The sequence below is a fragment of the Cupriavidus sp. 05T313 genome (assembly GCF_056396665.1).
Genome location: NZ_JBFTLX010000114.1, coordinates 1 through 22,090, shown reverse-complemented (window position 1 = coordinate 22,090; position 22,090 = coordinate 1). Strand labels below are relative to the sequence as shown.

The window sequence follows — 22,090 nt, the reverse complement described above, 5'->3', positions numbered from 1 at the left end:
CGCCGCCGCCTATTACGCGGACGAGCCGGATTGCATGGCCGCCCTGTTCGATCGCTGGGGGGAGGTACCGCCCGTGAGCGATGCGTGGCTGGTGCAGGCGCATGCCAATCGCCTGGCTGCCCGCGCGTTGATGGCGGGGGAATATGCCAAGGCGCGCCGCTACCAGCAGCAGGCGCCGCGTGGCGATGACAGCCTGGCATATCGCTATGTGATCCGGTGGCGCGACTACATCGTCGGGCTAGGGTATTTGTCCGAGGGGCAGGTGATGCTGGCGGATCGCACGCTGCGGCCGGCGCTGGCCCGCGCCGACGAAGAACTGGGCCGGCGCCACCCGTTCTCCTGCATGATCGCCGCGCTGCTGGCCACTGCCGCCTATGAGCAGGACGAGCTGGACGAAGCGGCGGCGCTGCTGGCCAACCGGCTCGACATCCTGGAGCGCGGTGGCACGCCCGACACCGTGCTGCTTGCCTACCGTACGGCGGCCCGCATCGCGGCCGCCACGGGCCTGGAGCACCGCGCCCTCGACCTGCTGGAGACCATGGACGCCGTCGGTACTGCCCGCAATCTGCCGCGGCTGTGCGTGGCGAGCCTGACCGAGCAGTTGCGGCTGCATTGCGGGCGTTTCCGCTCCGAGACATGCCAGGCCCTGTTGCGCCGTATCGACGAGATCGCCGCGCAGAGCGCCGCCCCTGAGTTTCCGCTCAGGCAGCACAGGCTGGTGTTGCTCCAGGACATGGCGCATGCCTACGCCAGCTTTGCGGAGCAGGACTGGCGCGCGGCGCAACAGTGGCTGGCGCGGGCCGAGGCGGGAGCGGATGCGATGAAGCAAGGGGGCGTGCGCATCGAAATGATGGCGCTGCGTGCCCTGGCACTGGACCGCTGCGGCGAGAAGGGACTTGCGTTGTTACGCGAAGCCATGAACCTGTTGCAGGCGTACGGGATCAAGCGCGGCCTGCGCGACGTCCACCCCGCGCTGGCGGACTGGGCGCGCGATGCAGGCTCCGAAAGCGCAGCCATGCGGCGCCTGGAACCCGCGCCAACGGCGCGCCCGCCCGCCGGGACAGGTGGAGGCGGGCCACGCGCGGCCCCCAGCATGGTACTGACGCCGAAGGAGCGCAGTGTGCTGGAGTTGCTGGCCCGGCATCTCGCCAACAAGGAAATCGCGCTTGCCATGGGTATCGGCCAGGAGACCGTCAAATGGCACTTGAAGAACCTCTCCGCCAAGCTGGATGCGGGCACGCGCAAGCAGATCGTGCGCAGGGCCCAACTCCTTGGCCTGCTGCACGACAATTAATCCCGACGGCCAAGTCCGACAGCTACCGGCCGCCGGGTACTACACGGCCGACACCGAAGACGCCTGCCCGGCCGGGCCGTCCAGCACCGGTGGCGCGGTCACGATGGATTTCAGGCCGGGCACCGCTTCGCGCAACTGGTCCAGCCGCGGCAGTGGGCGGCGCAGCGCTTCCGAGCCGGCAAAGGCCTGCTCCATCGCATGCGCCACGCCCAGCGTGTGGTGATCGGCACGGAAGCGTCCCACCACCTGCAGGCCGAAAGGCATGCCGGCATGGTCGACGCCGCACGGCAGGCTGATGGCGGGGTGGGTGGTCAGCGTGACCACATAGGTCGGCGCCAGCCAGCGGTAATAGTTCTCCTGCTTCTCACCGTTGATGGTCTCGGCATAGAGGCTGGTCCACGGGAACGGCGAGACCGGCGTGGTCGGCGACAGGATCACGTCGTAGTCTTCAAACGCGGCCTGGAAGCGGCCCAGGATGCGGGTCTGTTCCGCCTGCGCCCAGGCGCTGTCGCCCAGCGACATGGCTGCGCCCATTTCATAGTTGGCGCGCGTGTTCGGGCCCAGGCTTTGCGGGTCGCGCTGGTAGGCCTCGTGCATGCCGGCCACGAAGCTTTCGGCGCGCAGCACGTCGAAGCAGCGGTGTGCCTCGCCCAGGTCAAAACGGACTTCGTCGCAACTGCGGAACAGGTGCCGCATCGCTGCGATCTTGTCGCGGAACACCTGGCGGATCTGGTTGTCCACCGCGCAGACGCCGAAGTCCTCGGTCCAGCCCACCCGCAACGAGCCCAGGTCGATATTGGCCGGCACCAGGAAGGACATCGGGTCGAGCGCGTAGGTGAGCGGGTCGCTGGCCGAGACGCCGGCGGAGGCCGCCAGTTGCAGGCAGGCATCGGCCACGGTGCGGCCCATCGGGCCCACCACGGAGATCGGCGTCCAGCCCAGCAGCTTGCGCGAGCTGGGCACCACGCCCGGCGACGGGCGGAAGCCCACCACGCCGCATTTGGCGGCGGGAATGCGCAGCGACCCGCCGGTATCCGAGCCCGTGCAGACCGGCAGCATGTCGCATGCCAGCGCCGCGGCCGAGCCGCCCGAGGAGCCGCCCGCGTTGAGGTTTGGGTTGAACGGATTGCCGGTGGCGCCCCAAACGGCGTTGCGCGAGTTGGCGCCCGCRCCCATCTCCGGAATATTGGTCTTGCCGGTGACGATGGCGCCGGCCGCGCGCAGGCGTGCCACCAGCACGTTGTCGGCGCCGGGCACGTTGTCGCGGTACAGCGGCGAGCCATAGGTGGTGAGCAGGCCGGCGGTGGCCTCCAGGTCCTTCACGCCCAGCGGCAGGCCGTGCAGCAGGCCCAGCGGGGCGCCGTCGAGCACCGCGCGCTCGGCAGCCAGGGCTTCCGCGCGCGCGCGCTCATAGCAGGTTGCGGTGATGGCGTTGACGAAGGGATTGACCGCCTCGATGCGGGCGATGCACGCCTCCAGCAGCTCAACCGGTGAGATCTCCTTGCTGCCGATCATGCGGCGCAGCGCCACGGCGGATTGGGCGAGCAGGTTGTCGTTCTGGATCATGATGGCATTCTCTTGCGTGGGTTGTTGCAGGCAGGGCGTTCCGATGCGTTGGCCACGCTACCGGCTCAGGCCGCGCGCCGCCACCGGCCAGACAAGTGACACGAGGCCTTTGCGCACGCCGACGATTTCGTCGTACAGGTTGAGGGTGGGGTCGCAGTGCCCGGGTACCAGCAGTACCTGGGTGCCGAGGCCGGGCAGATCGGCGCCGTTGCCGCCGGAAAGCGGTTCAAGGATGCCATGCTCGTCGTTGGCCGCCACATAAGCCACGGTCCGGCTGGGGCCATCGCCATCCCACACCAGAGGCAAGCCGGAGTCCACCGCCATCGACTTAAGGCCGGCGTCGAGCACCACACGGGGCGCGGGGCGCGTTGCCGCCGCCACGCTCATCACCGCGGTGGCAATAAACAGGCTGTGCTCGAAGCGCAGCGTGCCGCTGTAATCGTTGCGGCCATAATCGGCGTCCATGAAGATATAAGAGCCGGGCTGGATCTCCGTATAGACGCCACTGGCCAGGTCGAACTCCACGCTTCCGCTGCCGCCGCCGGTCACGGTCGCGCAAGCCACGCCGGCCTCGGCCAGCCCGGCAACGATGGCGGCGGTACGCGCCGCTGYATCCGCCGCCGCCTGCCGGCGCGCCGCGTAATCGCGCACATGCTGGATGCCGCCGTGATACGCCTGCAAGCCGCGGAATTCGAGCTGCGCGTGCGCACGGATCGCTTCGACCAGGCGCAGCGCGGCTGGCGCGTCGGCCACGCCGCAGCGGCCCTGGCCCACGTCGATCTCCACGAACACGCCGATGTGGCTGCCGGCTTGCGCGGCGGCGGTAGCCAGCGTCGCGACCTGCCGTGCATCGTCGACACAAACGCTGATGCGGGCGTCCAGCGCCATGCGCGCCAGCAGCGCGGCCTTGGCCTGCCCCGCGATCTCATTGCTGATGTGGATGTCCCTGACGCCGGCCTGCACGAACGGCAGCGCCTCGCTGACCTTCTGGCAGCAGATGCCGGCCGCGCCGCGCGCGATCTGCGCCAGCGCGATATCGGGGCATTTGTGCGCCTTGGCATGCGGGCGCAGTTGCACGCCCGCCTTGTCGGCGGCCTGCTGCATTTGCGCCAGGTTGCGCTCGAAGGCGTCGAGGTCAAGCACCAGGGCGGGCGTGTCGATGGTGGCCGCGGGCTGCCCGGCGGCGGGCGGTGCAAGGTGCAAGATCGTTGCGTCGGAATCGGGGAGCGTCATTGGCTGGCTTGTCTCGGGTCGTTCTGGATGGCGTGACGCCGCCTCCGGGGCGGCTGTGCTTGCGATGATGTGGGCAGGGGCGGGCACTGTCAAACCGAGCCCGCTTCCCGGCGCCTGCGTTCAGTCAGCCTGAATGTTGGCACGCTGCGCGATGGCGCGCATGCGCGGCAGCTCCCTGGTGATCAGCGCGGTCACGTCGGCCGCGGTGCCGTAGGACGGCTCGAAGCCATTGTCGAGCAGCTTCTTGCGCGTGTCCGGATCGGCCATGGTCTCGGCCAGCGCCTTTTCCAGTCTGGCCTTGACCTCGGGCGGCAAGCCGCGCGGCGCTACCACGGCCAGCCAGGTATCCATATCGGTAGCCGGATAGCCGCTTTCCGCCACCGTGGGCACGTCGGGCAGCAAGGACGAGCGCTTGGCGGTGGTCACGGCGATGGCCTTGACCTTGCCGGCGCGGATCTGGGGCACGGCGGCCGAGACCGTGTCCACCGAGAACGGGATCTGGCCGCCGATCAGGTCGGTCATGGCGGGCGAGCTGCCGCGGTATGGCACATGCAGCATCTTGATGCCGAGATCGTTGAGCAGCATTTCGCCGGCGAACTGCGCGGTGGTGCCGGTGCCGAAGGAGCCGTAGGAGTATTTGCCGGGCGCGGCCTTGACCGCTGCCGCGAGCTGCTTGAGGTTGTTGACCGGCACATCGCGGTTGGCCAGCAGGATCAGGCCGGTGCGCCCGGTCAGCCCGATCGGTTCGAAGCTTTTGAGCGGATCATAAGGCAGCTTGGGATGGATGGCCGGATTGACCGTGAAGGTGGTGCCCGAGCTGACCAGCAGCGTGTAGCCATCCGGCGCGGCCTTGGCCACCAGGCCGGCGCCGACGATGGTGCCCGCGCCGGGCCGGTTGTCGATCACCACCGTCTGGCCCAGGCGGTCGCCGAGCTTCTTGGCCAGCAGGCGGCCGATCACGTCGGTGGCGCCGCCGGGCGGGAAGGGGATCACCATCTGGATCGGGTGCGTGGGGTAGGCCTGGGCCAGCGCGCCGCCGGCAGGCACCGCCAGGCAACAGGCGGCCAGGCCCGCAAGCTTGAAGGTTTGAACGGTTTTCATGCTGACTCTCCTGCGTGGCAGAGGCCGGCGGCTGAGGGGGCCGGCTGGCGTGCAATGGTTAATCGTTGATCGACGATCATTGGTCAGGCTGCGAGCGCGGCCGCCTTGTCCAGGAACCCCTGGTATTCCGCCGGCGGGACGAACAGGCCGCCCGTGGTCCACACCAGGTGCGTGGCTTGCGGCATCGCGGTCTCCAGCTGGTGCCGGGCCAGATAGGCGCGCCCGGCGGCGCTTTCGCACAGCATGCGCGGGCCGCTGAAGCCGGCCGCGGCCGAGGGTTCGATGCGCAGCCCTTGCGTGCGCCAGGCAAGCTCAAGGTGCGCGAACAAGGTGTCGTCCGCCACGGTGAAGACGCCCGACAGCAGCGGGCGCATCACCGCCGCCGCCAGTTCGGAGGCGCGCGGCACGGCCAGGCCATCGGCCTCGGTGCGGTTGCTCAGGCCGAAGTCATAGACGGATGGATTGCCCCCGTCCGCCATCATCTGCACCAGGAAGCAGGGCGACTGCGTGGGCTCGGCAAAGAAGCAGTGCACATGCGGGCCAAGCCATTGCCGCATGCCGAAGGTGATGCCGGCCGGCGCGCCGCCTACGCCGCAGGGCAGATAGACGAACAGCGGATGGTCGRCATCGGCGCGGATCTCGTGCGCCTGCAACTGCCCGCGCAGGTGCAGCGCCGCCGCGCTATAGCCGAGCAGCAGCGACAGCGAGCGCTCGTCGTCCACAAAGTAGGTGAACGGATCCTGCTGCGCCTGGCGGCGCCCGGCGGCGACGGCTTCCTCATAGTCGCCCGCGTGCTCCACCACTTCCACGCCTCGGTTGCGCAGTCGCGCCTTCTTCCACGCCTTGGCGTCCGACGACATATGCACGGCCGCGCGAAACCCCAGGGCCGAGGCCATCACGCCAATGCTCAGGCCGAGGTTGCCGGTGGAGCCGACCGCCACCTGGTAGCGTGCGAACAAGGCCCGCGCGGCAGGCCCCGCGAGCGCCAGGTAATCCTCCGGCGCGCTGCGGCCGGGGCCGATCAGGCCGTGCCGCAGGGCCAGGCTTTCGGCAAACTCCAGGACTTCGTGAATGCCGCCACGGGCCTTGATGGAGCCAGCCACCGGCAAGCTGTGGTCGGCTTTCACCCAAAGGCGCCCGTGGCCCGGCGGCAGCCCCAGGCTTTCCTGCATCGCCGGCACGGCCAGCAGGGGCGATTCGATGGCGCCTGCCGTCTCCACCAGTTCCGGAAACAGCGCCGGCAGCAGCGGGGTGAAGCGCGCAAAGCGCGCTTGTGCCGCCTCGACATCAGCCAGACTAATGCTCCGCTCGCCAGCGGCCTGGGCCGGGGGCGGCGTGTCGAGGCGGGCCGGATTGCACCACATCAAGGGCTCGCCCGCGCTCAGGCTGGCGTGGAGCGCATGCGTCGGGTTTGTGGGGATAGGCTGGTTCATCGGTAAGGATTGGCTGCCATGCGTTCGGGATGACTTCATTGTTGGCCCGGTCAGGCTGTGCCGCAATCCATTTATACTTGGCGAAGTATTAGTTTTACTAATGGATATTTACGGAAAGAGATGCGCAGCGGCAGCCACTTATGAACACCTTGCTATCGTCTTCGCTGCTGAGCTGGCTGCGCTGTTTCGAGGCGTCGGCGCGGCACTGCAACTTCACCCACGCGGCCACGGAGCTGTGCGTGACGYAGGGCGCGGTCAGCCAGCAGGTCAAGCAGCTTGAGCAATGGCTGGACCGGCCGCTGTTCCTGCGCACACCGCGCGCACTGGTGCTGACACCGGAGGGCGAGCGGCTGCGTTTTGTGCTGCGGGAATCCTTCCAGGCCATCGAAGGCACGCTCACCCAGTTGCGCAAGCCGCGCGAGGCCGGCCCGATCGCGCTGAGTTGCGCGCCATCGTTCGCCATGCGCTGGCTGACCCCGCGCCTGGGCGATTTCTTTCGCGATCATCCCGAGGTGGGCTTGCGTGTCTACGGCGAGTTCCACGCGCTCGACCGCACCCGGATGGTGCGCGACGGGATCGACGCCGCGGTGCGCTTCGACCTGGGCGGCTATGACGACCTCAAGGCCCGGCTGTTCCTGGACGAATGGCTGCTGCCGGTGGCCAGCCCCGGCTTCCTGGCGGCGCATCCGGACCTGCGCGGCCCGCAGGACCTGAAGGGCGCCTGGCTGCTGCACGATGCGAGCCCCTGGGACGGCGCGCAAGCCTTCGAGGAATGGCGCCACTGGCTGCGGGTGGCGGGCGTGGAGATGGAGGCAGCCGGGCTGGAGGCCGGGCAGCGCTTCAACCTGTCCCAGCTCGCCGTGGGCGCGGCGCTGGCCGGCCAGGGCATCGCGATGGGCCGTTCGGCGCTGGTGCTCGAAGATATCGAGGCTGGCCGCCTGGTCGACCTGTTCGGCATCCATGCGCGCTCGCAGGCGTCCTACTTCTTTGTTTCGGCGCATGGGCAGACGCCGCATATCGCCATGGTGGAGGACTGGCTGGCGGCCGAGGGCGCGCGTTTCGGTGCCGCCCGCGCCAAGGTGCTCGATATACGTGCACGCGGCGTGAAAGCCACCGGGAGATGACAAACCAGCCATTCCACGGCATAGTTTGCGGCTTTCGTTTCCGGCTTTCCCGCAGCCTTGGCACGGCTTGTGGGCATTCGAGTTCCCGATGGATTTTCCTGTCCTGATCCTGGCGCTGGGCGCCATTGTGGCCGGCTTCGTGCAGGGCTTGTCCGGCTTTGCCTTCGGCATGGTGGCCATGTCCTTCTGGGTCTGGACGGTGGAGCCGCGCCTGGCGGCGACCATGGCCGTGTTCGGCTCCCTGACCGGGCAGGTGGTGGCGGCCGTGACCGTGCGGCGCAGCTTCTCGCCGCGGCAACTGCTGCCCTTCGTGGCCGGCGGCGTCCTGGGTATTCCCATCGGCGTGGCCATCCTGCCGGCGCTCAATCCGGCGGTATTCAAGACCTGCCTGGGCGGCTTGCTGGCGATCTGGTGCCCGCTGATGCTGATGTCCGGGCAACTGCCGAGAATCCGCTTCGGCGGCCGCGTGGCCGACGGCGTGATCGGCGCGGCCGGCGGCATCATGGGTGGCATCGGCGGATTCACCGGCGTCATCCCGACCCTGTGGTGCACCTTGCGCGGACTTGCCAAGGACGAGCAGCGCGCGATCATCCAGAACTTCAACCTGGCCACGCTGGCCGTGACCATGGCCACCTATGTCGGCACCGGCATCGTCACGCGCGACATGCTGCCCATGTTCCTGGTGGTGGGGCCGGCCATGCTGGTGCCCAGCATCCTGGGCGCGCGCCTGTACATCGGTATCAGTGAAATCGCTTTCCGCAGGATCGTGCTGAGCCTGCTGACGGCCTCCGGGGTGGCCTTGCTGGCCGCTTCGCTGCCGGCGTTGCTGCAGCCGTTGCACTAATGCCCTCAATGCCCTGGCGCGGCTTTGCGCCAGGGCGCGCCGGGGTTCAGGTATGAAAGCGCTCAGCTTCGGCTTGCGGCGTCGCCTCCGCGCCGCTGCGCTCGAACTCCGCGATCACCTGTGCCCCGAGCAGCAGCAGGGTGGCGGCAATCTCCAGGCTGAGCAGGACCACGATGGCGGTGGTCAGCGAGCCGTACACCACGCTGACCTGCGACAGCGTGGCGAAGTACCACACCAGCACGCGACGCGAGACTTCCCATAGCAGCGCGGCGGTGACCGCACCGATCAGGGCATGCCGCAGCGACAGGCGCCCCACCGGCATCACCAGGTAGATGGACATCAGCAGCAGGATTTCGCCCGCCAGCCCGAACAGGTAGAGCAGGGCGCGAGAGAGCCGGTCCAGCGACCAGTCGTGGCCCAGCAATTCCACATGGTGCTCGCCGATGGCCTGCAGGCTGCCCGACACCACGGTCACCAGCAGCAAGCCCGCGCTCAGCACGACGATGTAGCAATACGGCAGCACCGCCGACACCAGGAAGTGGCGGCGGCGGATCGCCACCCGGTGCACGAAGATCACCGACATGGCGTTCTCCAGCACCGTGAACGCCAGCGAGCTGAAAAAGATCATGCTCACCAGCAGCACCCAGCCGATTACCCCGCGGTTCGCCAGGAAATTGCCCAGCTCGGCGACCAGCGCGCGCGATTGTCCTGGCAGCAGCCATTCCAGATAACGGGACAATGTCGCAAGCAACGACTCCGGTTCGATCACATGCGACAGCGCGATCACCATCAGGATCAGCATTGGCACGATCGACAGCAGCGCGTAGTACGCCACGGCCCCGGCCAGCAACAGCCCCTGGTTGGCGCGGAAATGCCTGAGCGTGCGCAGCACGAAGCGGCCGGGATGTTTCAGCACCAGGCGGGCGCGTGCGTCGAGTATCGGCATGGCATAGGGTCCGTCATCGGCAGGGCGGCGATACGAAGCGCCGGCGACCGAGCCTGGCGGTTGCCCGGCCGTTTTCGCGCCGCTTGCGTCGCTCCTCTCAATGTGGCGCATCGCGTGCGGCGCGGCAAGGCGTGCTTGTCCTACACCGGCTAGCGGCTTTCGCCGACAGAATCCCGCCCCGGCAAGGCTATGCTTGATTGATGCGAGGCGGGCGCCTGCGCCTGCGTGTGCTTTGCGCATTGCATTCGTCCCCCATGCCCTGGGCCCGATACCCCGCCTTGTGTCCGGGAAGAGTCCACCGCCACCGTCAGCCGCGCTGGTATGGCGCCCCCAAGCCACCTTTCATGCTGTCTTTCATGCGAGCAATCTGTAACCCATGGCCGATCTGAACGCCGGGCCCGCTGCGGCGAGCCAATCGTCCATTCCTCCTGACGCGGATGCCGGCCCTGGCGCCGGGGCGGACAGCCACGCACCCGCGCCTGAATCCGCAACCGGGCAGGCGGCGGCCGCCGCCCTGGCAAGCGTGGCGCCGGAGGCCGCTCCCGACTCTGTACCTGCGGGACGCAGCGCACGGGCGCTGACCGTCCTCGCGGTGCTGGCCTCGCTCTATACGTTGCACCTGGCCCGCGAGTTTGTGATTCCCGTGGTGCTGGCGGTGGTCATTGCCTACATGCTGGATCCGCTGGTGACCGTGCTGTGCGGCCGCCGCATACCGCGCGTGCTTGGTGCCTCGCTAGTTCTGCTTGCGCTGCTGGCCGGCGTGGTCTGTTGCGCCTACTTGCTGCAGGACCAGGTATCGGGGCTGGTGGACCGCTTGCCGGAAGTGGCTACCAAGCTGTCCCGCTCGGTGGGCGCCTTGCTCAGCGGCGACGACTCGATGCTGCAGAAGATCCGGCGGGCGGCCACGGTGCTGGGCGGCACCGGGCAAGGGCCGCCCGTGCGTGGCTCGCGGGTCATCGTGGAACGCGCCGGGGACTCGCTCAACAATATCCTGCTGGCTGGCTCGGTTGGCGTCTTCGCGCTCGTCGGCCAGGCATCGGTGGTGTTGTTCCTGAGTTTCTTCATGCTGGTGTCCGGCGACATGTTCAAGCGCAAGTTCGTCAAGATGGCCGGGACCACGCTGTCGCAAAAGAAGATCAGCGTGCACATGCTCGACGAGATCAACCGGCAGATCCAGCGCTACATGGTGATGCTGGTGGTGACCAATGCCATGGTTGGCGCGCTGACCTGGTTCCTGCTGAAATGGCTGCACGTGGACAACGCCGGCACCTGGGCGCTGGCCGCCGCCGCCTTGCATCTGGTGCCTTATTTCGGCGCGGTCCTGATCGCCGTGTGCATCGGGCTTGCCGCCTTCATGCAGTCCGGCGACTTCGGCACGGCGGCGATGGCGGCGGGCGGCTCGCTGCTGGTCGCCACCCTGATCGGCGCGCTGGTCACCACCTGGATGACCGGACGCATGGCCAAGATGAATGCCGTCGCCGTGTTCATCGTGCTGCTGCTGTTCACCTGGCTATGGGGCACCTGGGGTGTGCTGTTGGCCATTCCCATCGCCGTGATCGCCAAGGTTGTGGCGGATCATGTGGAGGGGCTGGAAGTGCTCGCGGAGTTCCTGGGCGAGTGAAGGCCGTTGCGGGGACGGCCCGCTGATGCTCACTGCTGTGCGACGAAACGCGCCACCAGTTTCGCAACGGCGGCCGGCACCGCATACGGCAGGCACGCTTGCAGGTGCAGGGTGCCTGCCGTATGCCAGGCCAGTTCCGCCTCGCGTTCGTCGAAGCGCAGCGTGCCTTCGGCAAACACGCGTTCCTGGCGCATCCCCTGGTTCATCGAGACAAACCGCAGCGGCACCACTTGCGCCGGGTTGTTGCCGGTGTCCAGCCACAGCCACTGGTACTTGCGCGAGCGCGGGGCATCGGCGGGCAGGCCGAGGCGCTTGATTTCCAGCACCGTGCCGGCGTGGCCGGTAAAAGCAAAGAGGATCTCGTAGGCGGGCGTGGCCGGGGTTTGTGTCATGGCTGGCTGGAAAGCGGGCGTGCCGGCATCGCGGCAGCATCCCTGGGATGCGCGATTCTACCCGTGCCTCCCACATGCGCAAACGGCGCATATCGATAGCCGAACACCTTCACTCCATGCCCTGGGGACGGGGTGCCGACATCGCTGCAAGCGAGCCGGCGCCGCAAGTGCCGGTCGCCCCTTGATAACAGTGGCCAGCCTGCGCGCCGGCGATGCGGCTACGCGGCCAGTGCTTCCTCGACGAACAGCAAGCGATCGTTGCCCCAGAACAATTCGTCGCCGACGATGAAACTGGGCACGCCGAACAACCCGCGTGCCACGGCCGCTTCGGTGGCCTGTTTCAGGGCATCCTTGACCACGGGGTCGTCGATCATGGCCAGCACCTCGCGCGTATCGAACCCGGCCGCCGTGAGCACGGCGCCAATCTCGGCCGGGTCGTTCAGGTTGCGCTGCTCTTCCCACATGGCGGTGAAGATCGCCGCCACATAGCGGTGGAACGCCGCCTCGTCCCGCATCTGGAAGCCTGTCGCGGCGCGCATCAGCGCCAGCGTGTTGACCGGGAAGTGCGGATTTTGCCTGAGGTTTGCGCCGTAGCGCCGCGACCAGCGCTGCGTGTCGGTCTTCGACCAGAGACCCTTGGCCGGAATCTCCGCGGGGCTATGGTTGCCGGTGGCCTTGAAGACGCCGCCCAGCAGGATCGGCCGCCATATGATCTCGGCGCCGGTGCGCTGCGCCACGCGAGGCAGTTCCTTGTAAGCCAGATAGGAATAGGGGCTGCCGAAGTCGAAATAAAACGCTACTTGCCTGCTCATGCCGTCGTCTCCGCTTGTTGTCGTGTCTTGTCATTGATCGCTTCACTGCCGCGCTGGCCGCGCCTTACCACGGCTCGATCCACGGCCGGATGTCGAGTTCATGCGTCCACGCGTCGCGCGGTTGCTGGTGCAGCATCCAGTAGGTATCCGCAATGTGCTCGGGATTGACAATGCCGTCGTCCTGCTTGGTGGCGTAGCGGTCGGGGAAGTTCGAGCGGATGAAGTCGGTATCGATGGCGGCATCCACGACCAGGTGCGCCACATGGATATTCTTCGGGCCCAGCTCACGCGCCATGCTCTGGGCCAGCGCGCGCAGCGCGTGCTTGGCACCCGCGAAGGCGCTCATGCCATCGCGCCCGCGCAGGCTGGCGGTGGCGCCGGTGAAGAAGATCGARCCSCGCYSGCGCGGCAGCATCRCSCGSGCKGCCTCGCGSCCCATCAGGAAGCCGCCGAAGCAGGCCATCTCCCAGACCTTGAAGTAGACGCGCGACGTGGTTTCCAGCACGGAGAACCGCACATTGGCGCCGATGTTGAATATCGCCACCTCCAGCGGCGCGATCTCGCGCTCGATGCGCTCGATCAGCGCCACGGTCTCGTCTTCCTTGCGGGCGTCGCAGGCAAAACCATAAGCCTCGCCACCCTCGGCGCGGATCTGCTCGACCAGTGGGGCCAGCTTGTCGGCGCTGCGGCGCGTCACGCACGCGATATAGCCTTCGCGCGCAAACCGGCGCGCAATGGCGCCGCCGGTGGCGTCGCCAGCACCCACCACGAGGATGGCTTTCTTGTCGGACATGTTTGTCTCCGGTCTTGGATTGTCAGCCCGGGCAGGGACGCGGACGGGCTGTTTGCGCTCTGGCCGACGCCACCCGCTTCCAACGGGCGCGGATCCGGCGTAAGCTAAACGTTCGTTTAGTAAACGAACGTTATGGTATGAATGCGGGTCGCGTCAAGTCCCGTCCTTATCCGTATTCCTGTTTCTATCCCTGTCCCGAGCCCTGGAAGAGCAATGCGTTATTCCGCAAGTCATAAAGCCGCCACTCGCCAGCGGGTCCTGGAGGCCAGCGGCGCGCTGGTCAAGCGCGAGGGGTTTGCCGCCACCGGCGTTGACCAGCTGATGGGCGCGGCCGGCCTGACCGGCGGCGCCTTCTACAGCCATTTCGATTCCAAACAGGCGCTGCTGCGCGAGGTGATCGCGCGGGAGCTGCAGCGCAGCCGCGAGCTGCTGCTGCTCGACGGGGAGGGGGGCGATGGCGCGTGGCTGGCGGGGATGCTGGACCGCTATCTCACCATGGGGCACGTACGGCATCCGGAGACAGGATGTCCGTTGCCGAGCCTTGCGGCGGAGATTGCGCGGGCCGATGCTCAGACACGCACTGCCTGCGAGGACGGCCTGGTTGCCATGCAGCGGGATATCGCCGGGCGGCTCGGAAGCGGCGAGGCGGCCTGGGGCGTGATGTCGCAGTGCGTGGGCGCATTGATGCTGGCACGCACGGTGGCCAGCCAGGATGTGGCGCGGGAGATCCTGGCTGGTGCGCGGGACATGCTGGAGCGGCGGCTGGGCGAGCAGGCCGTGGATGCGAGGGGATCGAAGTAACGGGTTCCCCGTTCGTTCCCCGTTCCTTGCTTCACCCTCTCAACGACTGGCGACTTCCATTTTCCCTCCAGCAGTGCCGAGGCCCCCACCGCGCGAGCCGCATAGTCGTTCTTGAGGATACCGGGGATGCAAACCAGTGAAACAGCGGGGCGTGCGGCGCCGCACGCTGTCAGTCGGTAGCGGGCGTCAATGGCGGCAATTTCCAGCTGCCATTCATCGCCGCCTCGCTCGGCCCGTACAGCCGGCCCACGGCGCTATACATGCCTTCGGGTGCGGGCAGCCAGTTGGACTCCTTGTCCTTGCCCGGGGAGACATGGCCCACGTAGAGCGTGAGTCCGCCGTCGGCATCGTATTTCAGGCCCTTGGTGCGGTCGCCGATCGAATAGCGCTGGAGGGGATTGGCATACAGGAAACGATCCGGCAGCGTGTAAAGCGTGATCGACCAGAAAAACCTGGCGGGGGGTAACTGGCCCGGCCCGAAACGGATCTTCGACGCCTTGCGGCCGTCGCCCACATAGCCGCCATACCAGGCCTCCGCCAGCGAGTTGCCGTACAGGCCCATTTCCGCCGCGATGGCGCGGGTGAGGTAGTCGTTCTTCATGAATTCCCGCGTGCCGAACAGTCCGTTGGACGACAGCGTGATCTTGGCCTTCTCCGCCAGCGCGGCCCGGGCATCCTTCACGCCCGCGTCGATCGCCGCCAGCCTGGCGGGTGGCAGCTTGCCGGCGTCGAAGGGCCGGCCAGGGCCGATGCCGATCTTGCCAAAGCGCTGCATCAGCGCCATTTCGCTGGAGACCGGCGGCTGCGTGAACTGCAGCAGGAAGTTCAGGTAGCCGATGAAGTCATGCGTGCGCGCCTTTGCCGGGTCGTAGGGCGGGAAGGCCACGGCCGGCATGGCAGGGGGCGGCGCGGCGTTCAGGAAGGCGCTCAAGGGGCGCAGTTGCATGCCCGCCYGGATCGCCTTCACGTTGGGCAGGTCGTCGGGCCCGTCCAGCGCGGTGCGCGTCAGGGTCATCACGATCTCGGTCTCGGAGCGGAACACCTCCTTGATGCCAGGCGGCGTCGGGCCCTTCCATTCCGGACCGGCGATCATGTAGTTGCCAGCGCCGTTGCCCGTGGCCCGCGTGCCCACGTAGGCGAAGTTATAGGTGAAAAGATCGACCCACTGCTGCACGTAGTAGCGCTTGGCCGGCACCTCGGGCACGGTGATCACCCAGGGTTCGGCGCGCAGGTCCAGCCATGCCCAGGAATACGGCGTGTCGTTATTGGGCGTGACCACGTCGTGGTTGTCGGGCGTGTAGAGCGTGGAGTAATGGCGGTACTTGCCGAAGCCGCCAACGTATTCCGGGCTGGCCGGATTGGCGAGCTGCTTATACATCGTGTTGTAGTTTTCGATCATCGGGAATGCATAGATATAGGCATCCCTGGCGATGGCGCGGATTTCGTCCTGCGTGGCAGCGGACTGCGCCACGGCTGGCCCGGCGCCGGCAATGAAGCCGGCCAACGCGAACCCGATCGCAAATGCCGGCAATCTGGCCATTGCAACTCTCCCTTTGATTAGTTGTTTGTCTTTTTCTGGTGCCGGCCCGGACTCAGTCGTCCGCGACCGGGCGCGAGCGCCAGCGGCCGTCGCTTTGCTTGCAGAACCAGCCGGTCCAGTTGTCTTCCTGATCCCCGCGCTTGAGCTGTGCCTTCAGTTGCCGGCAGGGCTGGCCCTTGTCGGTCTTGCTGCGCAGCGGCGTCAGCTGGCCTTCGATCGGCTTGCGCTTGCCTTCCGGGGGGGCGGTCCAGGAGACCATCGTCCCGTCGGCGCCTTTGTTCAGCACGTCGCGCACGTTCAGGGCGAACGCGTTCGATTCCTTCTGGCTCATGGTGCCGACGACCGTGCCGTGGATAAAGGTGTCGAGGTAGGCGAACGCTGGTGCGGCCGGGGCGAGCAGGGCAGCGCTGAGTAGCGTGGTACGGAGCAGCAGGCGCGGTGTCATGGCAAGGGTCCTTGGTGGACATTGGAAACGGCTTGGGGAACCGGCACGGAGGCGGAGACTCTGCCGCGCTACTTGATGTACCGAAAACGGCGCATTTCGTCGCCCATGGAAGAGGGCGCCAGCCAGTATCCCTGCCGCAAACTTAGTCCACTCTGGCAGCAAAAGGCAATACAGTCTGTTTGCGCAGCGAGTTAAGGCACATGAATAGCCCGGATCGCCACGGCTGCCCGGACTCACGGCGTGATACTGAACAGGCCGTCGAAGGTATCGAGCAGGTGTCGGCGCCGAGGGGAGAAACGCGTAAGCGGTAGAGGCTAAAAAAAGCCAGTGGTTCGGCATTGGCATGTTGCTGGCACGGGTTCGCATTTTTGGGGAGCGGGGTGCCGACGTTATGGGAGGCGCACGGCCAGTTGAAGTGAAAGTTTTTGTGCCGCGATCTGAATAGTGTGGCGAACTGCACCATTGCGCAGCACTTCATTGGAAAATGCGCCTGGTCCGATATGAAATCTTTCAACCGGCACTCCGCACCGGGCCGAGGCAAGCTATCTTCAAGCCAGACTTACCGCAGCACGCTTGGCCACGCTGCTTAGTCAGGGCTTTTGCCTGTCCTTGATTCAGGTGTTTGTTCATCCTTTCGCTGACTACTTGCCAGGATTTCCATGCCAAACCGTAATTTGCTCTCCCATTCCCTGCACGCAGTCTGCCTTGCCGCGGCCGTGCTCTTCACACCTCTGAGCCAGGCTGCGGGCACTCCCGTCGTCGGCATTGCCGAGGAACTGGTGGTTTCCGGCCGCATCGTCGCCATCGATCCGGATTCGAAGGCGGTGCTGGTGCAGGGCCCGCGCGGCAACGTCGTCGAACTGATCGGTGGCGATGAAGTGAAGAACTTCAAGCAGATCAACAAGGGCGACATGGTGACGCTGACCCGGGACGACGCCGTGGTCACCACGCTGGATCCGGTAGACACCAAGGACACGCCAATCACGGAATCGGTGGAGCGCACCGCGCGCGCGGGGGACGGCGCCAAGCCCGGCTTCGCGCGTGAGATCACGACCACGGTCACGGCGCAGATTACCAAGGTCGATACCAAGAACCGCACCGTGACCTTCCGCACCCCGCGTGAGACGCTGCGCACGGTCAAGGTACGGGACCCGAATATCGACCTTAGCAAGATCAAGGCGGGCCGGCTCGCCAAGATCGTCTATCGCGAGGTGGTCTCGATCGTAGTCACCGGCCCGGCGAAGYCCTGACCCTGGCAAGATCGCGCGGCATCCCGCGGCGCTGTATGGCCGCGGGATGCTTGCGTTTACGCGCTAGCGGTGAAAGCCGTGGAAGCCGCCCATGCGCCGGCCGCCGCCGCCGAAATTGCCGCTGAAGTTGCCGCCGCCGCCCCATTGGTGCGCTGTCTGCCCGAAGCGCTGCTGTCCCACATTGCGCGCCTGCCGCTGCTGGTCCAGTTGGCCGGCGACATCCGGGTTGGGCTGCACCGGCTGCCAGCCGCCCGACGTGTGCTTCTGCCAGCCGCCATCCTGGGTGTGCTGGTAGACGTTCCCGTCGTGCCCGGCGTACACATCGCCGTTGTTCCAGGCCACCGCATTGCCCTTGTCCCGGTTGACCATCACGCCCTTGCTGGCCGCTTCATGCTGGCCGGTCTGCGTGTTGCCCGCCACGCCGAACTCGGCCGCGCCCGCACGCCCGGTCTGCGCGTTATAGCCCGCTACCTGGCGCCCGGCGGCGTAGTTGCCGGTGTACTCGTTGCCGGCGACGCCGCCACGCCCGGCGCCGCTGCGCCCGGTCGACGGGTTGGAGAAGGCGCCTTGCCGTCCGGCCGCGGCATTGCCGCTGTAGGGGTTGAAGGCGGCGCCGGCGCTGCCCTGGTAGCGCGCGCCGGTTGCCGGGTTGTACCCGGCGCCGGCGGCGCCGCGCCATTGCGTGCCGGTCCAGGCGTTGTAGCCGGCGGCATGCGTCACCGTGCCTTGTCTCCAGCGCCCGTAGAAATTCGCCGTGTTGACGTTGACGTAGTTCCAGTAGCCGCCGCCCCAGTAGGGGCCCCAGTAGGGCGCGGCTGCGCCCCATACCGCGCCCACGGCGAAACCGAAGGCGAAGCCCTCCGCGGTGCCAAGCGCAAAGCCCGCGCCATAGCCATAGGTGGGGGGATAGCCGTAATAAACCGAGCCCACGTAGGCCGGGTAGACATAGCCCGTGCCGTAGACCACGGTGCCGTCCGGGTTCACCACCACGCCCATATAGCCGGGCGTATAGCCGACCACCACCGTGTCCGGGTTGACGGAGTAGATGCGCACATAGGTAACGTAGTGCAGCGGCGAACTGGCCGGGATGGTGTAGATCGTGCCCGGCACGTCGGTGGCGACGCGCCAGGGGCCGGTGGGTGCGGCGGCGGTGAACCACACGCCGTTGGACACCGCGTAGTAGTGCTCGCCGTCAACCTGGAGTACCGGCGTGGCGGCGTTCACCGCGTAGCTCAGCGAGGTGCYGGTAATGGGCATGAAACGCGGCGAGCCGTCGAAGGCGACCGCGAGCGTGGCCTTGGCGCGCGACACCGATGCGGTCTGCGGGATGGTGGCGGCGATCTGCGCCTCGCGGGCCTGCGGCGTGCCCGGCACCGATACCAGCACGTTGGCCTTGGGATCCTGCGGCGGGATCTTGGCAAAATCCGCCGGCAGATCGCGTCCGGGCACGAACTCCCAAGGGCCATCGAACCCCGGCGCGCGGAACCAGCGGCCGGAAAGCAGCACGTAATACCGGTTGGACGCGGGGTCGACGAATACCGCGCGATCGGTATTGGTCACCGTCAGCAGGCCAACGCCGGCCACCGGCGACAGCTTTGGCGTGCCGTCGATGACGATCAGCTCCGTGGGTGCGGTGGACACCAGTACCGCCGGCGGATTGGCGGAGCGCTTGCCGTCGGCGGGCAGCATCAGGTCGGCCTTGACGCCGGTCTGTGCGCGCCCGGCGGCGGTCGCCAGGGCTTGCGGCGGGCTGGTCAACACCGCCCACGGCCCGCTTAGCCCGTCAGCGGTGTACCAGTAGCCCGCGGCCTGCAGGTAGAGCTTGCTGCCGCTATCGCGCAGCAGCAGGGCGCGGCTGTTGAGCGCGTGCTGGAAGCGCGTGCCGCTCAGCTCGCGCCAGGCCGGCTCGCCGTCCACCGGCACCAGCAAGGTCGGGACCGATGCGAACACGATGCGCGGCGCATCGTTCCTCACCGCCACGCCGGGCGCCTTGGCCTGTAGTTGCGAGACGGCGTAGCTGGCCTGCAGTTCGTCGAGCGGCACCGTCATGCCGGCCTTGGGCAGGCGCCCCACCAGCGCCGCGCGCACCTGGTCGGCGCCACCGGGATTGGTCGGCACCTCGACGCTGGTAATCTGGATGTCGCGCATCTGCACCAGGCCGGAGGCCTTGTCGATATCGGCGCGCGCCGCAAAATGCGCCACGCCGTAGGTAGGCGCGCCGTCCTTGGCGCCCACCGCAACGGCGGCGCGGCCGGACAGGCGATCGCCATCCCATTGCTCCACCTGCGGCTGGTAGATCTCGATATGCTGGGAAGCGGCATCGAAATCGCGCGGCCAGGTCAGCGGCGCCACGGCCTTCGGCGGGTTGGCGGCCTGTGCCTGGGGCAAGCCCAGCGCCAGGCATCCGGCGATCAGCAACAGGCCCAGCGGCGCGGCGAGATGGCGGCCGGGCCCGGATGTCTGCGTGGGCGTTGGTATCGGCTTTTGCATAAGACGGCTCCAGTGCTGTGGAAAGGTGGCGGGATGGCACAGCGGCGGCTTAATGCCAGGCGCTGCCCACCTGGACATAAAAGGCGTTCTGGTCTCTGCTATGGGCCACGTCGATGCCGATCGACACCCCCAGCTTGCGCGCGATCAGGTAGCGAAAGCCCCCGCCGATGCTATACACGGTGGCCGCGTTGGAGAAGCTGTGCCATCTGCCATAGGCCTTGCCCGCGCCGGTAAAGCCCAGCAACGACCAGCGCGGCGTCGCTTCCCAGCGCAACTCCAGTTCGGTGACGACGGCGTTGCGGTCCTGGTAGCGGCCCTTGGATACGCCGCGCAGATCGACGAAGGGCTGCGCGTAGAAGGGAATATCGCCGGTGGAGAAGCGCCCGTCGGCGCGCAGCCCGAGGATCCATGTGCGCGCCAGCGGCTGCCAGGTGAAGCCGCGCGCGTTGTACATATTGAAGTTCTGCGTGCTGCCGAAGCCGCCGCGCGCGAACTGCGCTTCCAGCTCGGCATAGCTGCCGCGGCTGGGATAGAAGATGTTGTCGCGTGAATCGTAGTCGACCACCAGGCCGCCCTTGCCGATGCGCTGGTTGCGGTCCATGCCCCCCAGTTCGGTGGCCACCGGGCCCTTGAAGGTGGCGGTGGAGTCGAACAGGACGTAGCGCGGCCCCACGTACCAGTGGGAGTCACCGATGCGCGCCATGAATTGCTGCACCAGGAACAGCCCCTCCAGCTGGTAGGCGCGCGCCTGGTTGAGCAAGCCGAAGTAATCGAGTTGCGCATCGACCTTGGCCAGCGCGCCGAGGTAGCGGTAGCGGTCGCCGTCCCAGGTATGGAAGTGTGCCGCGCCCACGCCCCAGGTGCCGTTGCCGGTATAGGCACCGCCCACCGCGGTGATATTGGGTGGTGCCGGACCCTGCCCGCTGGCTTGCGCCTTTTCGGCGGCGTCCTTCATCGATTCGGAGAAAAACAGCAGGCCCAGGCCGGCGCCGTAGCCGATGGCCGGCTCGGTGATGAGGGTCGGCACCGGCAGCGCGCCCTTGTGGTTGAGCAGGAGGTCGCTTGCGTCGAGCATGCCGTCTTCAGGGTCGAACAAGCTCAGCGCTCCCGGGTCCTTCTCAGGAAAGCGGTTCGGATTCTGCATGAAAGGCGTTGGGGGCGACGGCGGGCTCGGTTACGTCCCGCCACCTTAAGCCATCGCCCTGCGGCGTGGACGCCATGCGAAAATTTTCAGATCACATGGGAAAAGTTCTGTATATCGCACCTCGGCAGCCTATGTCAGCATCGCCCTGAGTGATTGATGCGCCAGTTGGGTTCTTCAGCTGGCAGCAAGCAGGAATTTCCGGGGAAATGCAACGATGAAGACGAATCTGCTGCGCTGCGGACAGGCCGCCATGCTCGCACTGACACTGGGCGCCGCGCCGGGGCTGCATGCGCAATCCGCCGCGGAGGACGCCAACAAGAGCAACAACCCGCTCAACCCGGCGCCTTCGCTCAATCTGCAGAACTACTACTCGCCCCGGGTGTACGACACCAACGTGCACACCAACGATTTCCTGCTGCGCGGCACGCTGCCCATCCTGCCCGGCAATCTGGTGGGCGTGCCGCAGATCCTGCGCGCCACGGTGCCGGTCAGCACGCGCCCGCAGGCCGATGGCAGTTACACCACGGGACTTGGCGACATCAATATCTTCGATATTTTCCTGCTCAGGTCCCAGGGCACGCAGATCGGCGTGGGGCCGTTGCTGACCATGCCCACCGCAACCTCGCCGGAGCTCGGCACCGGCAAGTGGCAGGCCGGCCTGGCCGCCGTGGTGGTGGATCCCACTCCGGCCCGGCTGCTGGGTGCCCTGGTGCAATGGCAGCACTCCTTTGCCGGGCAGAGCTCGCGCCCGACCGTGCAGACGCTGACGTTCCAGCCCTTCGGTATCTTCAATTTCCCGGGTGGCTGGTATGCGCGTTCCACCGGCATATGGACTTTCAACCTGCAGAACGACGCCTATTACATCCCGGTGGGCCTTGGCTTCGGCAAGGCGTGGAAGGAGGGCAAGACCATCATGAATGTGTTTGTCGAGCCCCAGTATTCGGTGGCACACCACGGTCCGGGGCAGCCGCAATGGACGGTGTTCGCCGGCTTGAACATGACGTTCGGCAAGTAGGGAGCGCAAGGTGTCGCGGCTGGAGCGCCACGTTGGCTCCCACAACAATTCCCTAACATCGGTGCCAAAAATTTTCATCTCTCCCCCCGGCTTGCTCTGGCATGCTAAAAGCACGCCCCAGGCTGGGGCGTGGCCAGCCTATTGCGGACCGCAACCATGAATCGTCGTCGAGAGAAGGACAGTCAATCCCGCCGGACGGCCCCGGCCGCGGTGACGGTGGCGGGGCCGGCGCCCGCGCGCTGGCGC

Annotated in this window: 19 protein-coding genes; 7 read left to right on the top strand and 12 right to left on the bottom strand. The window is 67.1% G+C overall.

What is annotated here, in order from left to right; genetic code table 11:
- Positions 1-1,294, top strand: a 1,294-nt coding sequence (locus tag AC1DKD_RS22975) for a LuxR C-terminal-related transcriptional regulator (RefSeq protein WP_441635480.1), incomplete at its 5' end; no start/stop codon positions are given.
- Positions 1,295-1,333: 39 nt separating this feature from the next.
- Here the strand turns inward: AC1DKD_RS22975 and AC1DKD_RS22970 are convergent.
- From AC1DKD_RS22970 to AC1DKD_RS22955, 4 genes are all read right to left on the bottom strand, one after another.
- Positions 1,334-2,860 carry an amidase gene (locus tag AC1DKD_RS22970; protein ID WP_441635478.1) on the bottom strand — a complete coding sequence of 509 codons (1,527 nt, stop codon included), beginning with the start codon at positions 2,858-2,860 and terminating at the stop codon, positions 1,334-1,336.
- 57 nt (positions 2,861-2,917) lie between these two features.
- On the bottom strand, positions 2,918-4,093 hold the full coding sequence (locus AC1DKD_RS22965) for a DSD1 family PLP-dependent enzyme (RefSeq protein WP_477143748.1): 1,176 nt from the start codon (positions 4,091-4,093) through the stop codon (positions 2,918-2,920).
- A 120-nt stretch (positions 4,094-4,213) separates the two neighbouring features.
- On the bottom strand, positions 4,214-5,194 hold the full coding sequence (locus tag AC1DKD_RS22960; protein WP_441635474.1) for a Bug family tripartite tricarboxylate transporter substrate binding protein: 981 nt from the start codon (positions 5,192-5,194) through the stop codon (positions 4,214-4,216).
- A gap of 83 nt (positions 5,195-5,277) precedes the next feature.
- Positions 5,278-6,627 carry a D-serine ammonia-lyase gene (locus tag AC1DKD_RS22955; RefSeq protein ID WP_477143747.1) on the bottom strand — a complete coding sequence of 450 codons (1,350 nt, stop codon included), beginning with the start codon at positions 6,625-6,627 and terminating at the stop codon, positions 5,278-5,280.
- 140 nt (positions 6,628-6,767) lie between these two features.
- Here AC1DKD_RS22955 and AC1DKD_RS22950 point away from each other — a divergent pair, with 140 nt between their 5' ends.
- A complete protein-coding gene (locus AC1DKD_RS22950; protein ID WP_477143746.1) occupies positions 6,768-7,751 on the top strand; it encodes a LysR substrate-binding domain-containing protein in 984 nt (327 codons plus the stop codon).
- A gap of 88 nt (positions 7,752-7,839) precedes the next feature.
- Positions 7,840-8,595, top strand: coding sequence for a sulfite exporter TauE/SafE family protein (locus AC1DKD_RS22945; RefSeq protein WP_441635468.1), 756 nt, complete (start codon positions 7,840-7,842; stop codon positions 8,593-8,595).
- 46 nt (positions 8,596-8,641) lie between these two features.
- Here AC1DKD_RS22945 and AC1DKD_RS22940 read toward each other — a convergent pair whose 3' ends face one another.
- Entirely contained in the window at positions 8,642-9,541 is a 900-nt protein-coding gene (locus AC1DKD_RS22940) for a YihY/virulence factor BrkB family protein (protein ID WP_441635466.1), read from the bottom strand.
- A gap of 376 nt (positions 9,542-9,917) precedes the next feature.
- On the opposite strand from AC1DKD_RS22940, the gene AC1DKD_RS22935 reads away from it, so the two are divergent.
- Positions 9,918-11,162 carry an AI-2E family transporter gene (locus tag AC1DKD_RS22935; protein WP_441635464.1) on the top strand — a complete coding sequence of 415 codons (1,245 nt, stop codon included), beginning with the start codon at positions 9,918-9,920 and terminating at the stop codon, positions 11,160-11,162.
- Between the two features lie 29 nt (positions 11,163-11,191).
- On the opposite strand, the gene AC1DKD_RS22930 is transcribed toward AC1DKD_RS22935, so the two are convergent.
- The 3 genes from AC1DKD_RS22930 to AC1DKD_RS22920 form a co-directional block, all read right to left on the bottom strand.
- Positions 11,192-11,554, bottom strand: a complete 363-nt coding sequence (locus AC1DKD_RS22930; protein WP_441635462.1) for a hypothetical protein — start codon at positions 11,552-11,554, stop codon at positions 11,192-11,194.
- Positions 11,555-11,772: 218 nt separating this feature from the next.
- Positions 11,773-12,366, bottom strand: a complete 594-nt coding sequence (locus tag AC1DKD_RS22925) for a 2-hydroxychromene-2-carboxylate isomerase (protein WP_441635460.1) — start codon at positions 12,364-12,366, stop codon at positions 11,773-11,775.
- A 64-nt stretch (positions 12,367-12,430) separates the two neighbouring features.
- Entirely contained in the window at positions 12,431-13,159 is a 729-nt protein-coding gene (locus AC1DKD_RS22920; protein WP_477143745.1) for an SDR family oxidoreductase, read from the bottom strand.
- A gap of 213 nt (positions 13,160-13,372) precedes the next feature.
- On the opposite strand from AC1DKD_RS22920, the gene AC1DKD_RS22915 reads away from it, so the two are divergent.
- Entirely contained in the window at positions 13,373-13,960 is a 588-nt protein-coding gene (locus AC1DKD_RS22915) for a TetR/AcrR family transcriptional regulator (protein ID WP_441635458.1), read from the top strand.
- 169 nt (positions 13,961-14,129) lie between these two features.
- Here AC1DKD_RS22915 and AC1DKD_RS22910 read toward each other — a convergent pair whose 3' ends face one another.
- Both AC1DKD_RS22910 and AC1DKD_RS22905 read right to left on the bottom strand, forming a co-directional pair.
- Positions 14,130-15,500, bottom strand: coding sequence for a DUF1254 domain-containing protein (locus tag AC1DKD_RS22910; RefSeq protein WP_477143744.1), 1,371 nt, complete (start codon positions 15,498-15,500; stop codon positions 14,130-14,132).
- A gap of 52 nt (positions 15,501-15,552) precedes the next feature.
- Positions 15,553-15,945 (bottom strand): RT0821/Lpp0805 family surface protein, encoded by a 393-nt coding sequence (locus tag AC1DKD_RS22905; RefSeq protein WP_441635454.1) that lies wholly within the window; start codon positions 15,943-15,945, stop codon positions 15,553-15,555.
- A 659-nt stretch (positions 15,946-16,604) separates the two neighbouring features.
- Here AC1DKD_RS22905 and AC1DKD_RS22900 point away from each other — a divergent pair.
- Entirely contained in the window at positions 16,605-17,195 is a 591-nt protein-coding gene (locus AC1DKD_RS22900) for a hypothetical protein (protein WP_477143743.1), read from the top strand.
- 63 nt (positions 17,196-17,258) lie between these two features.
- Here AC1DKD_RS22900 and AC1DKD_RS22895 read toward each other — a convergent pair whose 3' ends face one another.
- Together AC1DKD_RS22895 and AC1DKD_RS22890 are read right to left on the bottom strand one after the other, a co-directional pair.
- Positions 17,259-19,685 carry a carbohydrate-binding family V/XII gene (locus tag AC1DKD_RS22895; RefSeq protein ID WP_477143742.1) on the bottom strand — a complete coding sequence of 809 codons (2,427 nt, stop codon included), beginning with the start codon at positions 19,683-19,685 and terminating at the stop codon, positions 17,259-17,261.
- 49 nt (positions 19,686-19,734) lie between these two features.
- Positions 19,735-20,829 carry a BamA/TamA family outer membrane protein gene (locus tag AC1DKD_RS22890; protein ID WP_477143741.1) on the bottom strand — a complete coding sequence of 365 codons (1,095 nt, stop codon included), beginning with the start codon at positions 20,827-20,829 and terminating at the stop codon, positions 19,735-19,737.
- Positions 20,830-21,043: 214 nt separating this feature from the next.
- Here AC1DKD_RS22890 and AC1DKD_RS22885 point away from each other — a divergent pair, with 214 nt between their 5' ends.
- Positions 21,044-21,844, top strand: a complete 801-nt coding sequence (locus AC1DKD_RS22885) for a hypothetical protein (protein ID WP_441635446.1) — start codon at positions 21,044-21,046, stop codon at positions 21,842-21,844.
- Positions 21,845-22,090 lie beyond the last annotated feature (246 nt).